Below are 13083 nucleotides of genomic sequence, written 5' to 3'. Positions count from 1 at the left end.
CATGGAACAGCCCACCGGCTTCGTCACCGCCGTCGACGCGGTGGTCCGGCACGTCAACTCGGCCCGCCCCGACGCGCCGGTCCGGGCCGACCGCACCCGCCCACCCCGGCTCACGCCCACCCGACTCGCCGCCGCCGCGGCGCTGCGCCGCCTCGCCGACCGGATCCAGCCCGCACCCGTCCCGTCCACGCCGCCCTGCGCCTGAACCCGCGCCCGCCGGGCCCGTGGGCTCCGGTCCACGGTCCCGGCCATCTCCGCATCCGGGCACGGACACGTCGATCGGTGCCGAATCGGGCGCGTTGAGTGGTGGGTCAGGCCGTCGGCCGGGCACACTGGACGACCATGTCGCCGTTCACGCCCACTCTCCGGTTGCACGATCGGTACGTTCTGCACGAACGGATCGGTCTGGGCGGAATGTCCGAGGTGTGGCGTGCCGACGACGAGGTCCTCGGGCGACCCGTCGCCGTCAAGGCGCTCGCCGCACCGCTCGCCACCGACCCGCACCTGCGGGCCACCATCCAGCGCGAGGCCCGCGCCGCCGCCCGCCTGACCCACCCGCACGTCACCCACGTGTACGACTACGGCGAGGCGACCCTGCCCGGCGGCGAGGTCGTGCCCTACCTCGTCATGGAGCTGGTCGACGGGCGCAACCTGGCCGACCGGCTCGCCGAGGGGCCGCTGCCGTGGGCCGAGGCGGTACGGGTCGGGGGACAGGTGGCCGCCGCGCTCGCCGCCGCCCACCGGATCGGCGTGGTGCACCACGACATCAAGCCCGGCAACGTGATGCTCACCGAGACGGGCGCCAAGGTCCTCGACTTCGGCATCGCCGCCCTCGCCGGTCCGCACCACCCGCTCGCCGGGCAGACCGGCGAGGTGCTCATGGGCACCCCCGCGTACTTCGCGCCGGAACGGCTCACCGCCGGCCCACCCGACCCCGCCAGCGACGTCTACGCCCTCGGCGCACTGCTCTACCGCACCCTCACCGGACGGGCGCCGCTGCCCGTGCAGACGTGGGAGGACGCGCTGGAGGTGCACCGGCGGCGTACCCCCGTACCGCCGCTGCGGATCCCCGGCCTGCCCGCCGACATCGCCGACCTCGTCCTCGCCTGCCTCGCCACCGACCCGGCCCGGCGCCCGCGCGCGGCGCAGCTCGCCACCCGGCTCAGCGCCGTCCCGCCGGCCGACCCGCCCACCGCCGTCGTGCCGGCCCTGCCCACCGGGCGGGCGGCCGTCGCGGGCGCGCAGGCGCCCACCCTCGTCGACCGGCGACCCGCCGCACCGCAACCGGCCGCCGCGACGCCCCGCCGCCGCTCCCGTAGCCCGCTGGTCGCGATCACGGCGGCCGGCCTCGCACTCCTGGTCGCTCTGGGCGCGATGGCCGTCCTCGACGACGAGCGCGGCACACCGTCCGCGACCGGCCCGAGCGCCACGCCGTCCGCGCCCTCGCCCTCCGCCACGTCCGAGTCGCCGACGCCGCCGCCCACCTCGGCACCCCCGCCGACCACGGACGCCCCCGTCGCGATCAGTCTGCGCGAGCTCGCCACCGAGTTCGCCGCGCTCCTCGCGCAGGCGCAGGCACAGGGGCAGATCGACCGGCGGACCGCCGAGGACCTGCGCGACGAACTGGCCGACCTGTTCCGGGGCAAGCCGAAGGACCGGACCAAGCGGGTCGAGGACCTGCGCAAGCGGATCGGCGAGGCCGTCGAGCGGGACCGGCTGTCGCCCGACCTCGCCGACCGGTTCGACGACCTGCTGGACCGGGTGGACGTCGGGGTCGGCCGCGACGACGGCTGACCCGGGCGGGCTGACCCCGCGCGGACCGGTGGCGTCCGCCGGGCGGGAGCGTCGGTTGCGCCCCGCCGGCACTCCGCGCGTCGGTCGCGGGCCCGCCCCTCAGTCCAGCTCGACCCGGTCGCCCACGGCGACCCGGCCCGGCGTGACCACCTGGGCGTACGCGCCGACGCACGGCTGCCGCCCGAGGCCGGGCAGCGGCTCGATCCGGTTCAGCCGGGCCGGCACCCGCAGCGCGTCCGGCTGCCGCGGGAGGCGGCCGTGCACGAGGGTCGGCACGGCGCAGCGCGGCGTCGGCGCGAGCACCCGCAGCACCAGTTCCGCGCCGACGCGCAGGTGGCGACCCACCCAGCCGTTCTCCACGAACCCGGCCCCCGGCGCGTCGACCACGAGGTTGGGCCGGTACCGGTCGGCCGCCACCGGGCCGTCGGGCAGTTCGGCCGAGACACGGTCCAGGGTGGCGGTGGTGACGAGGTGGATCGGCGCGAAGTCGAAGAAGCTGCCGGGCGCCGCCGCGCCGAGCGTCGTGACCTCGACCGGCACCGTGGCGGTGACCCCGGCGGCGAGCACGGCGTCCGGGACCGCCCGGTCGAGGGTCGCGCCCGCGGGCGGGGTGTCGGTGAGCGTCACCGGCGCACCGAGCACCGTGGACAGCACCGTGTCCGCGTCGTCGTCGCATGTGGACACGACGCGACCGTCGGGCAGGGTGATCCGTACCGGGTCCGGAGCGCCGCCGGCCGCCCGGAGGGTGAGCATGCCGCGCCACCGCCGCGGGTCCTTCGCGCTGACCACCCGCCCGCTCCCTGGGTGCAGCAGCGCCCACACCCGGTCGCCGGAGACGCCGGCTGGCCCCACCGCGGCGGCGGCGAGCTGCTCGCCGAGCATCGACTTCACGGGGTAGCGCCAGAGCTGCGCCACCCGCCCGCGGGAATCGGTCACCGCCCGACCCTAACGAGCGCCACGTCCCGCCGTACGCCAGGCCCGCCGCGAGGCACCTGAGGGCCGGGACCTCAGGGACGGGGACGTGCCCACCTGTCCTCCCGGGCGGGGTGCGGTTTCCCGCACCCGGCCGGGTGCGGTTCCGCGGCCCGGTCGGGTGGCCTGCCCCATGGCCGGTTCCCAGGAACGGTTCGTAGCGTTGGAGCCATGATTCGTACCTCGCACGTCCTCCTCGCCGCGGGAAACCTCTCGGCCGACGCCGAACCGCCCCAGGACGGACTGGTCGGCTACGTCACGGACCTCGTGGAACGGCTCGGTGGCCCGGGCGCCGGCCTGGCCGTGGCGCTGGAGAACCTCTTCCCGCCGATCCCGAGCGAGGTGATCCTCCCGCTGGCCGGATTCGTGGCCGGGCAGGGGCGGATGAGCGTGCTGGGGGCGATCTTCTGGACCACGCTCGGCTCGCTGCTCGGCGCCCTGGCCCTCTACGCCATCGGCGCCGCGCTCGGCCGGGACCGCATCCGGGCGGTCGCGGCACGGCTGCCGCTGGTGAAGCTCAGCGACGTCGACCGCACCGAGGCGTGGTTCATCCGGCACGGTGTCAAGGCGGTCTTCTTCGGGCGGATGATCCCGATCTTCCGGAGCCTCATCTCCATCCCGGCCGGCGTGGAGCGGATGCCGGTCGGCGTGTTCGCGCTCTACACGACGCTGGGCAGCCTCATCTGGAACAGCACGTTCGTGTTCGCCGGCTACCTGCTCGGTGACAACTGGCATCTCGTGGAGGGGTACGTCGGCGTACTCCAGAACGTCGTCATCCTGGTGTGCGCGGCGGCCGTCGTCTGGTTCGTGGTGACCCGGGTCCGCCGCGCCCGACGGGGCGGCCGCGACCCGGAACCGGCGGCGGCCCCCACCCTGGGCGCGGGCGTTCCCGACCCGAGCGGCCGAGGCACCCTCTACCGCAGCGGCGGGTGGGGCGACGACGGACGCGGCGCGGCGGGATGACCCACCCCGCCCGGGTCGGGGTCGGCGTCGCCGCCGGTGTGCTGACCGCCGCCGGCGGCCTCGCCTTCCTCCTGGCGGCCGCCGTCGCCGGCGCCGCGTCCGCCCTCGTCGCGCCGGCCCGCCGCCGGATCGGCGCGCTCATCCCGCGGTACGCCACGACACTGGTACGCCTCGAACGACGGCGGCTGGGCGAACTGCTCGGCGCCAGCGAACTGCCTCCGGTCCGCACGGCCGGCTGGCGGGACGTCGCCTACCTGGCGGCCCGGCTGCTCCCGGGCGCGCTCGGCGCGCTGGCGTTCGGGCTGCTGGGGATCGGCGCGGTGCTGGCCTGGATCCTGGTGTCCGCCACCGTGCGCGGTGACCTGTCCCTGGCCGAGATCCTGCTGCAGGTCGTCATCGGCGCGGTCCTGTTGCTGCTCAACGTGCAGGCCATCGCCAGCGTCGGCGCGCTCGACGTCCGGATCGCCCGCCGGCTGCTCGACCGCGACGCCCGCGCGGCGCTGGAGGACCGCGTCCGCGAGCTGGCCAGCACACGCGCGGGCGTGATCGCGGCCGTGGACGCCGAACGCCGGCGCATCGAGCGCGACCTCCACGACGGGCTGCAACAACGACTCGTCGCGCTCGGCATGCTGCTCGGCCGCGCCCGACGCAGCCGGGACGCCGAGCGCACGTACGCCCTCGTCACCCAGGCCCACGAGGACCTCCAGCGGGCGGTCGAGGAGCTGCGCGAGGTGGCGTGGCGGGTCTACCCGTCCGCGCTGGAGGAGAGCGACCTGGGTGAGGTGCTCGGCATGGTCGCCCAGCGGTCCACGGTGCCGGTGCGGATCCGCTGCGACCTCCCGGTACGCCCCGACCGGCAGATCGAGACCGTGCTGTACTTCGTGGCCTGCGAGGCGCTCACGAACGCCGCGAAACACGCCGCCGCTACCCTGGTCACGATCGACATCGGCGTACGGGAGGGGACGGTCCGGATGCGCGTACGCGACGACGGCGCGGGCGGCGCGGACCCCTCCGGGCCGGGCCTGTCCGGGCTGGCGCGCCGGGTCGCGGCGCTCGACGGGCGGCTGCGGGTGGAGAGCCCCGCTGGCGGGCCGACCACCGTGCTGACGGAACTGCCGTGCGGGTAACCCTCGCCGAGGACTCGGCGCTGCTCCGCGAAGGGCTCGTCCGGCTGCTCGCCGAGGAGGGCCACGACGTCGTCGCGGCGGTGGGCTCCGCCGACGAACTCGTCGCCGCCGTCGCGCGCGAACGGCCCGACGTCGTCGTGACCGACGTCCGGATGCCACCGAACCACACCGACGACGGGCTGCGCGCCGCGCTGGAGATCCGCCGCCGCTGGCCCGAGACCGGCGTCCTCGTCCTGTCCCAGTACGTCGAGCGGCGGTACGCGAGCCAACTGCTCGCCGACCGGCCCGAGGGAGTCGGGTACCTGCTGAAGGACCGGGTCGCCCAGGTCGACGACTTCCTCGACGCCCTGGACCGGGTGGCCGCCGGCGCCACGGCACTCGACCCCGAGGTGGTCCGCCGCGTGGTGGCCGGCTCGGACCGGGCCGACCCGCTCACCCGGCTCACCCCCCGCGAACGGGACGTCCTGCACCACATGGCGCAGGGCCACACGAACGCGGCGATCGCCCAGCGGCTGCACGTGTCACTCAGCGCGGTGGAGAAACACGTCAACGCGATCTTCGACAAGCTCGACCTGGGAGAGGCGGTCGGCTACAGCCGCCGGGTGCTGGCGATCCTGAGGTACCTGTCCACCTGAGTGCTCATCCGACCCTCCGGCGGGCGTCTCGACCGGTCGCCGCGCCGATCGAGGGCCGTGCCCCGGGGGCCTGTGAACGCCCCCGATGCCGCAATGTCGCCGGCCCGGGGTGGGTCACCCGTTGTGGCGGGATGACCGGGGGCGGCTTGTCCGATTGTGGGTGGTCTGGGGTGTGGTCGGTGGCACCCTGGGGCCGGAATCGTGGGCGGGCCGGGGTCGTTGAACACCCCTGACGGCCGAGGCAGCAAGACCCCCGGCCCCGGTGGCCCGCCGGCACAGGTGAGGTCCCGGGAATGATGGCCGGCCGCCGGCCGTTGAACACCGATCCACGGCCCCGGTAGGGCGTCGCGTCACCCGGCCTCGCGCCGGGAATGACGGCCGGCCCCGGGTCGTTGGACACGGACCCGGCCCGGTGCGGCACCCCCGCCCACCACAGGCCGCGGAACCCCGAGACTTTCCCCCCTTCGAGCGCACCCGTGTGCTCGTCCCCCGAGATCCACGCCCCGATCCCCCGAACGGGCGTGGGCCTTCACCCCCGAGGAGCTTTCATCATGAACACGATCCTGCGGAAGAGCGTGCTCGGTATCGCTGGTCTGGCGTTCGCCGGTGGCGTGGTCGGTGGCCCGATCGCGGCCCACACCAGCGAGCACCACGCGGTCGACGCGCGGCCGGTGGCGGTCGTGCAGACCGACAAGCCCGACACCGGGAAGCTGATCCCGCACGGCACTCAGGGTGCGCAGTCGCGTATCGAGCTGAACGACGAGCAGGTCGCGAACGTCAAGGCGATCATCGCGGCGACGAAGAAGTCCGGTATGGACGAGCGGGCGGCGGTCATCGCGATCGCGACGAGCCTGCAGGAGTCGAAGCTGGAGAACCTGGGCCACCTGGGTGACCGCAACGACCACGACTCGCTGGGCCTGTTCCAGCAGCGCCCGAGTTCGGGTTGGGGTACGCCGGAGCAGATCACCGATCCGGAGTACTCGACGATGGCGTTCCTCAAGGGTCTGAAGCAGGTCGACGGCTGGCAGGACATGCCGCTGACCGACGCCGCGCAGACGGTGCAGGTGTCGGCGTACCCGGACGCCTACGCCCAGTGGGAGCAGCAGGCCGCTGACCTGGTCGCCCAGCACTGGAACAGCTGACACCCCCACAGCTGACACCGCACGACCCCACAGACCTGGCACAAGGGGGAAACACGCTGGCCGGCACCCGAACGGGTGCCGGCCAGCGGCATGTCCACACCCGTCCGGCCCCGTCCGGCCCCGTCCGGCCCCATCCTGTCCCGTTGATCATGAGGTTGGCGGGGACGAACCGGGCAATCCGCCCCGTCAACCTCATGATCGACCGGAGGATCGGGGGGTGGGAACACCGGCGGGTGCGCCGGAGCCCCGTACGCCGCTGCGGTGCCCGAGCCGGGCCGGCGGGAGGAGAGGGCCGTGCCGGGACTGGTCACCCGATCGTTGCGCGAGACGGCAGAATGCCGGGATGAGCATGGAGTCGTCCTGGGCGGAGCAGTCGGGCGTGGTCGTCCTGCCGAGCGGTGCCGTGGTACGGGGGAGGCGCATCGCCGATCCGGCGTCGCCCGCCGACTTCGCTCTGCTGCTGGCTCCCGGACCGGCACCGACCTGGCCGTACCGCCGGATCCGGTGGCCCGACTTCTGGGTGCCGCTCGACCGCGACGATGCCCTCGACGCGCTGCGCGAGGCGCTGCGCCGCGCGCACGGCGGCGGGCGGGTGGAGGTCGCCTGCCGCGGAGGCCAGGGGCGTACGGGGACGGCGCTGGCCGCGCTCGCCGTGCTCGACGGCATGCCCGTGGAGCGAGTGGTCGACTGGGTACGCGCGAACTACCGGCCCCGCGCGGTCGAGACGCCCTGGCAACGGCGGTGGCTTCGCCGGCTGTCCTGACACGTCGGGCGCGGCCACCACCGAACACGTCGGGCGCGGCCACCACCGGAAACCGCCCCGGCCGGATCGGCCGAAGGCCGGCCCCGCCCTGTCCCGCGCCGCCGTGGCGCCCGCCGGGGTCCGTGGGCCCGAACCACGCGCGCCGGGGTCCGGAGGCCCGAACCACGCGCGCCGGGGCCCGGAGGCCCGAACCACGCGCGCCGGGGCCCGGAGGTCCGGACCCCGGCGGCGTTCGCTGGTCTCAGGCTGCGACGTACTCGCGCAGGTGCCGGGCGGTGAGCGTGTCAGCCGTCGCCACCAGGTCGGCCGGTGTGCCGGTGAAGACGATCCGGCCGCCGTCGTGGCCGGCGCCCGGGCCGAGGTCGATGAGCCAGTCGGCGTGCGCCATCACGGCCTGGTGGTGCTCGATGACGATCACCGTGTTGCCGGCGTCGACCAGGCGGTCGAGGAGCGCGAGCAGTTGGTCGACGTCGGCCAGGTGCAGGCCCGTGGTTGGTTCGTCGAGCACGTACGTGCTGGTCTTCTCGGCCATGTGGATGGCCAGCTTGAGGCGTTGCCGCTCGCCGCCGGAGAGGGTGGTGAGCGGCTGGCCCAGGGTGAGGTAGCCGAGCCCGACGTCGGCCAGCCGGCCGAGGATGAGGTGCGCCGGCCCGCTGGGGAAGAAGTCGTACGCCTCGGTGACCGGCATGGCGAGCACCTCGCTGATGTTCTTGCCGCGCAGCCGGTAGGTGAGCACCTCGTCGGTGAACCGTCGCCCCTCGCAGCGTTCGCAGACGGTCGCCACGCCGGCCATCATGGCCAGGTCCGTGTAGATCAGGCCGATGCCCTTGCACGCCGGGCAGGCGCCCTCGGAGTTGGCGCTGAACAGCGCCGCCTTGACGCCGTTGGCCTTGGCGAACGCGGTGCGGATCGGGTCGAGCAGGCCGCTGTAGGTGGCCGGGTTGCTGCGACGCGAACCGCGGATGGGGGATTGGTCCACGATGACCACGCCCTCGCGCCTGCGCAGTGAGCCGTGGATCAGTGAGCTCTTGCCCGAGCCGGCCACCCCGGTGACCACGGTCAGCACGCCGAGCGGGATGTCGACGCTCACGTCGCGCAGGTTGTGCAGGTCGGCGTGCCGGATCGGCAGGTGCCCGGTCGGCCGGCGTACCTCGGGACGCAGGCCCACCCGGTGGTCGAGGTGGCGCCCGGTCAGGGTGTCGGAGCGGCGCAGGCCGGCCACGTCGCCGGTGTAGCAGATGCGGCCCCCGGCGGTGCCGGCGCCGGGTCCCAGGTCGACCACGTGGTCGGCGGTCGCGATGGTCTCCGGCTTGTGCTCGACCACCAGCACCGTGTTGCCCTTGTCGCGCAACCGCAGGAGCAGGTCGTTCATCCGGGCGATGTCGTGCGGGTGCAGGCCGACGGTCGGCTCGTCGAAGACGTACGTCACGTCCGAGAGGCTCGACCCGAGGTGCCGGACCATCTTCACCCGCTGCGCCTCCCCGCCGGACAGCGTGCTGCTCTCCCGGTCGAGACTGAGGTAGCCGAGACCGATCTCCACCAGCGAGTCGAGCACGTCACTCAGATTGGCGACGAGTGGGGCCACCCCCGGGTCGTCGATGCCCCGGACGAACTCGGCGAGGTCGCTGATCTGCATGGCCGAGCACTCGGCGATGTTGCGCCCGGCGATGCGCGAGGAGAGGGCCGCCTCGTTGAGCCGGGTCCCGCCGCAGGCGGCGCAGGTGGTGAAGGTGACCGCCCGGTCGACGAACGCCCGGATGTGCGCCTGCATCGAATCCCGGTCCTTGGACAGGAACAGCCGCCGGACCTTCACCACGAGGCCCTCGTACGTCCAGTTGAAGCTGTCCGTCTTGATCTTCGTAGCGGGTTTGTGCAGGAAGTCCTCCCACTGCTGTGGCGTGAAGTCCTGCAGCTTGACGTCCGGGTCGAACAGCCCGGAGCCGACGATGGTCTGCCAGTACCAGGAACCGACGGCGAAGTTCGGCACCTTGACGGCGCCGTCGTTGAGCGAGCGCTCGACGTCGACCAGCTCGTGGACGTCGAGGTCGGACACCTTGCCGAGCCCCTCACAGGCCGGGCACATGCCCTCGGCCAGGTTGAAGCTGAACGCGCCCGCGCTGCCGACGTGCGGGGTGCCGAGCCGGCTGAAGACGATCCGCAGCATCGCGTACGCGTCGGTGGCCGTGCCCACGGTCGAGCGTGAGTTCACGCCGAGCCGTTCCTGGTCGACCACGATGGCCGCGCTCAGGTTGCGCAGCGAGTCCACGTCGGGACGGCTCTGCCTCGGCATGAACGACTGGAGGTAGGCGCTGTAGGTCTCGTTGATGAGGCGCTGGGACTCGGCGGCGATGGTGCCGAAGACCAGCGACGACTTCCCCGAGCCCGAGACACCGGTGAAGACGGTGAGGCGGCGCTTGGGGATGTCGACCGACACGGAGGCGAGGTTGTTCTCCCGCGCACCCCGTACCTCGATCATGTCGTGGCTGTCGGCGGCGGTGGGTGTTGGCTGCGGCATGCGAACCCTTCGCGAGATGGGGCGGGCGAACGCCCACCCTGGCACCGGGGTCTGACAGATTCATTCTCCCATTGACGCCCCCGTGGAGGGTTTCACGATCATCAGCACGGGACTGTCGGGGGAATCTCCCGTAAAGTCTCAAACGACGTGACGACCCGGGGGTGATCCGATGGGGACGGTGGAGCGGCTGCGGGCGGTCGACCTGGCCGCCGGCGCGGGCATCTCGGTGCAGCAGGTGCGCAACTACGTCGACCTCGGTGTGCTCCCTCCGGTGCGGCGCACCGACAGCGGCTACCGGATCTTCACGGCCGAGCACGCGCGGGCGCTGGCGGTGGCGCGGCGGATGGCCGAGGGCTACGGGTGGACGCGTACCCGGGAGATCATGGCCGCGGTGCACCGGGGCGACCTGCCGGCGGCGCTGGCGTCGCTCGACGCCGGCCACGCCGAGCTGGACCGCGAGCGCGCCGACATCCGCCGGGCGCTCGCGGCGTTCGAGACGGTGGTGACGAGCCCGGCGAGACCGGTCCCGGCGCCGCGCCGCCCGGCCCGCATCGGCGAGGTCGCCGACCTGGTCGGTGTCCGCACCTCCCAGCTGCGGCTGTGGGAGGCCCGCGGGCTGCTGCGGCCGGTCCGCGCCCGCGGCACCGGCTACCGGGTGTACGACGAGGCCGAGCAGCGCGCCGCGCAGGTGGTCGCGCTGTTGCGCCGGGGCGCGTACCCGTTCGACATCATCGCGGCGGTGGTGGCCGAGCTGCGGACCACGGGCAGCCCGCAGCGGGCGCGGGCCGAGCTGGCGCGCCGCGAGCAGGACCTGCACGCGCGCAGCCTGCGCCGGTTGGGCGCGTCCGCCGCCCTGTACGACTACCTGCGCGACCGCGGGTCGCCCGGCACCTGAACCCGACGGCTCCCGCGCCGGGCCGACCGGCCGGCACCCCCACCGACCCCGGCCGGGTGGACCGGCCCGCCACGGGCACCTCGCACTCCCACTAGGGTGCTGGCATGACCCGGCTGCTGGCCACCACGGCGACCGCCGTCCTGCTCACCACCGGCACCGCGGTGCCCGCGGCGGTACCTGCGGGTGCGCCGCCCGCCGGCACCGCCGCCCACGTGGCCGCGGCGCCGACCGTGCCCTGCCCCCGGGCCCCGGCGCCGAAGGTCTCCCGGCCGCCGCGACCGTCCCCGCCGCCGGCCGTGCCCGAGGAGCGGGTGGTGGGAGGTGACGCGCTCGCCACGGCCGGACTGGTCGTCCCGCCGGGCGCGCCGGCCCCGCCGAAGATCACCGCGACGTCGTGGCTCGTGGCCGACCTCGACACCGGGCAGGTGCTCGGCGGATGCGGCCCGCACGAGTACGGCACCCCGGCGAGCGTGCAGAAGCTGCTGCTGGCCGCCACCATGCTGCCGCGCCTGGACCCGAAGCAGGTCGTCACGGTCACCGCCGAGGACATGGACATCGAGCCCGGGTCGTCCGCCGTGGGTCTGGTCGAGGGTGGCCGGTACACGGTGGAGACCGTCTGGCTCGGGCTGCTGCTGAACTCCGGCAACGAGGCGGCCAACCTGCTCGCCCGGCTGGGTGGCGGCGCCGACGGCGCGGCCGGGGGAGTGCGCGCGATGAACGAGTACGCGCACCGGCTCGGCGCCCTCCAGACGCACGCCGTGACCCCGTCCGGGCTCGACGGCCCCGGCCAGTTCACCAGCGCGTACGACCTGGCGCTCATCGCGCGGGTCTGTTTCGCCGACCCGACGTTCCGCCGGTACGCGCTCACCGAACGCGCCCAGATCCCGGCCCAGCCCGCCCTGCGGACCAAGGGCTTCCAGATCCAGAACGAGAACCAGCTCATCTACCGGTACCCGGGGGCGCTCGGCGGCAAGACCGGCTTCACCGACCTGGCCCGGCACACGTACGTCGGCGCGGCGGAACGCGACGGGCGACGGCTCGTCGCCACCCTGCTCGGCGCCGAGCCGCGACCGCTGCGCGGCTGGGAGCAAGGCGCGGCACTGCTCGACTGGGGCTTCTCCCTGCCCCGCTCGGCGTCCGTCGGCCGGCTCGTCGAGCCGGATGAGCTGTCGGCGAGCCCGACGGTCGAACCCACCCCGCTCCCCGCCCCCGCCGGGAATCGCCCGGCCGCCGCGAGCGGTCCGGCCGGCGACGGGTGGCCGAGCTACTGGTCGGTGGGTGCGGTGGTCGCCGCGGCCGCCGTCCTGCTGCTGGCCGGGCTGCTGTGGGCACGACGGTCGGCGCGGCGGCGGCGACCCTGACACCGACCCGCTCCGTGCGCGTGCGGATCGACAACTGTCGACGGTATGCATAGACTCCGGTCGCTCCGGCACCACGAGTCCAGGAGGATCCCCGTGTCGTGTGAACCTCGACCGCATCCCGTTCCCGCCCCGCGCCGTCCCGGGCGTACGCTGCCGCGCCTCGCCGGCACGGCGCTGCTGACCGGGGTGCTCGTCGCCTCCGGCGGCGCCGTCGCGGCGGCCGCGCCGGCCACGACGTCGGTGTCCGCCACCGCGCCGGCGAGCGCCGGCGGGCCGCGTACGACGCCCGGGCCGTGCGGGTACACGGCGACGCCGGAGGACCCCGCGGTCCGGCCGGTGCCGTTGCCGCCCGACCCGCGCCGGACGCCGGACAAGGGCCGGGTCCGCGTCACGCTCCGGACCAACCACGGACCGATCGGGCTGACCCTCGACCGCTCGGCGGCGCCGTGCACCGTGCAGAGCTTCCTGCACCTGGCCCGGCACCGCTTCTACGACCGGACCTCCTGCCACCGGCTGACCGCGTACCCCACGTTGAGCGTCCTGCAGTGCGGTGACCCGTCCGGCACCGGGTCCGGCGGGCCGGGCTACCGCTACCGCGACGAACTGCCCACCGACCTGCCGCCCGCGCCCACCGACCCGACCGGCGAGCGGCGGCTCTACGCCCGCGGCACGCTCGCCATGGCCAACGCCGGTCCGGACACCAACGGCAGCCAGTTCTTCCTGGTGTACGCCGACTCGGCGCTGCGGCCGAACTACACCGTCTTCGGCTCCGTCGACGCCGCCGGGCTGGCGACGCTCGACCGGATCGCGGCCGGCGGGGTGGCCCCGACCGAGGAGGACCCGGCGCCGGTCGACGGCGCGCCCGCGCTGCCGGTCCACATCCGCTCGGTCGTCCGGCACCACCGCTGACGGACGA

At 74.6% G+C, this 13083-nt stretch carries 12 protein-coding genes; 10 read left to right on the top strand and 2 right to left on the bottom strand.

Annotation, left to right across the window (positions count from 1 at the left end; all coding sequences use genetic code 11):
• Window position 1: 1 nt before the first annotated feature.
• The gene (locus tag D7I43_RS24475) at window positions 2-205 is read left to right on the top strand and encodes a hypothetical protein (protein WP_120330905.1); all 204 of its coding nucleotides are present in this window, start codon (window positions 2-4) and stop codon (window positions 203-205) included.
• A gap of 137 nt (window positions 206-342) precedes the next feature.
• Window positions 343-1794 carry a serine/threonine-protein kinase gene (locus D7I43_RS24470; RefSeq protein ID WP_120330963.1) on the top strand — a complete coding sequence of 484 codons (1452 nt, stop codon included), beginning with the start codon at window positions 343-345 and terminating at the stop codon, window positions 1792-1794.
• Between the two features lie 99 nt (window positions 1795-1893).
• Here D7I43_RS24470 and D7I43_RS24465 read toward each other — a convergent pair whose 3' ends face one another.
• Window positions 1894-2730, bottom strand: coding sequence for an MOSC domain-containing protein (locus D7I43_RS24465; protein WP_240033129.1), 837 nt, complete (start codon window positions 2728-2730; stop codon window positions 1894-1896).
• Window positions 2731-2937: 207 nt separating this feature from the next.
• Here D7I43_RS24465 and D7I43_RS24460 point away from each other — a divergent pair, with 207 nt between their 5' ends.
• The 5 genes from D7I43_RS24460 (at window position 2938) to D7I43_RS24440 (ending at window position 7396) form a co-directional block, all read left to right on the top strand.
• The gene (locus D7I43_RS24460) at window positions 2938-3729 is read left to right on the top strand and encodes a DedA family protein (protein ID WP_120330903.1); all 792 of its coding nucleotides are present in this window, start codon (window positions 2938-2940) and stop codon (window positions 3727-3729) included.
• A complete protein-coding gene (locus tag D7I43_RS24455) occupies window positions 3726-4856 on the top strand; it encodes a sensor histidine kinase (protein WP_120330902.1) in 1131 nt (376 codons plus the stop codon). Before D7I43_RS24460 ends, D7I43_RS24455 begins: the two co-directional genes overlap by 4 nt.
• Complete coding sequence (locus D7I43_RS24450; protein ID WP_120330901.1) at window positions 4847-5491, top strand: response regulator; 645 nt, start codon at window positions 4847-4849, stop codon at window positions 5489-5491. Before D7I43_RS24455 ends, D7I43_RS24450 begins: the two co-directional genes overlap by 10 nt.
• A 551-nt stretch (window positions 5492-6042) precedes the next feature.
• The gene (locus D7I43_RS24445) at window positions 6043-6633 is read left to right on the top strand and encodes a hypothetical protein (protein ID WP_120330900.1); all 591 of its coding nucleotides are present in this window, start codon (window positions 6043-6045) and stop codon (window positions 6631-6633) included.
• Between the two features lie 343 nt (window positions 6634-6976).
• Window positions 6977-7396: a protein-tyrosine phosphatase family protein gene (locus tag D7I43_RS24440; protein WP_420870237.1), complete on the top strand. Its 420-nt coding sequence runs from the start codon at window positions 6977-6979 to the stop codon at window positions 7394-7396.
• 241 nt (window positions 7397-7637) lie between these two features.
• On the opposite strand, the gene D7I43_RS24435 is transcribed toward D7I43_RS24440, so the two are convergent.
• Complete coding sequence (locus D7I43_RS24435) at window positions 7638-9911, bottom strand: ATP-binding cassette domain-containing protein (protein WP_120330898.1); 2274 nt, start codon at window positions 9909-9911, stop codon at window positions 7638-7640.
• A gap of 169 nt (window positions 9912-10080) precedes the next feature.
• Between D7I43_RS24435 and D7I43_RS24430 the strand changes: the two genes are divergently transcribed.
• The 3 genes from D7I43_RS24430 (at window position 10081) to D7I43_RS24420 (ending at window position 13076) form a co-directional block, all read left to right on the top strand.
• Window positions 10081-10806, top strand: coding sequence for a MerR family transcriptional regulator (locus D7I43_RS24430; protein ID WP_120330897.1), 726 nt, complete (start codon window positions 10081-10083; stop codon window positions 10804-10806).
• Between the two features lie 104 nt (window positions 10807-10910).
• On the top strand, window positions 10911-12167 hold the full coding sequence (locus D7I43_RS24425; protein WP_120330896.1) for a D-alanyl-D-alanine carboxypeptidase family protein: 1257 nt from the start codon (window positions 10911-10913) through the stop codon (window positions 12165-12167).
• Between the two features lie 93 nt (window positions 12168-12260).
• Window positions 12261-13076: a peptidylprolyl isomerase gene (locus D7I43_RS24420; RefSeq protein WP_240033128.1), complete on the top strand. Its 816-nt coding sequence runs from the start codon at window positions 12261-12263 to the stop codon at window positions 13074-13076.
• Window positions 13077-13083 lie beyond the last annotated feature (7 nt).

Origin of the sequence: Micromonospora globbae (assembly GCF_003610785.1) — a bacterium.
GTDB lineage: Bacteria > Actinomycetota > Actinomycetes > Mycobacteriales > Micromonosporaceae > Micromonospora > Micromonospora globbae.
Note: the sequence above shows the minus strand (reverse complement) of the source record. Positions and strands in the feature narration are given on the sequence as shown.

Bases quoted from the DNA above. Each gene is read 5' to 3' on its own strand.
- D7I43_RS24475 (WP_120330905.1), top strand. From the start codon at position 2: ATGGAACAGCCCACCGGCTTCGTCACCGCCGTCGACGCGGTGGTCCGG.
- D7I43_RS24470 (WP_120330963.1), top strand. From the start codon at position 343: ATGTCGCCGTTCACGCCCACTCTCCGGTTGCACGATCGGTACGTTCTG.
- D7I43_RS24460 (WP_120330903.1), top strand. From the start codon at position 2,938: ATGATTCGTACCTCGCACGTCCTCCTCGCCGCGGGAAACCTCTCGGCC.
- D7I43_RS24455 (WP_120330902.1), top strand. From the start codon at position 3,726: ATGACCCACCCCGCCCGGGTCGGGGTCGGCGTCGCCGCCGGTGTGCTG.
- D7I43_RS24445 (WP_120330900.1), top strand. From the start codon at position 6,043: ATGAACACGATCCTGCGGAAGAGCGTGCTCGGTATCGCTGGTCTGGCG.
- D7I43_RS24440 (WP_420870237.1), top strand. From the start codon at position 6,977: ATGAGCATGGAGTCGTCCTGGGCGGAGCAGTCGGGCGTGGTCGTCCTG.
- D7I43_RS24435 (WP_120330898.1), bottom strand. From the start codon at position 9,911: ATGCCGCAGCCAACACCCACCGCCGCCGACAGCCACGACATGATCGAG.
- D7I43_RS24430 (WP_120330897.1), top strand. From the start codon at position 10,081: ATGGGGACGGTGGAGCGGCTGCGGGCGGTCGACCTGGCCGCCGGCGCG.
- D7I43_RS24425 (WP_120330896.1), top strand. From the start codon at position 10,911: ATGACCCGGCTGCTGGCCACCACGGCGACCGCCGTCCTGCTCACCACC.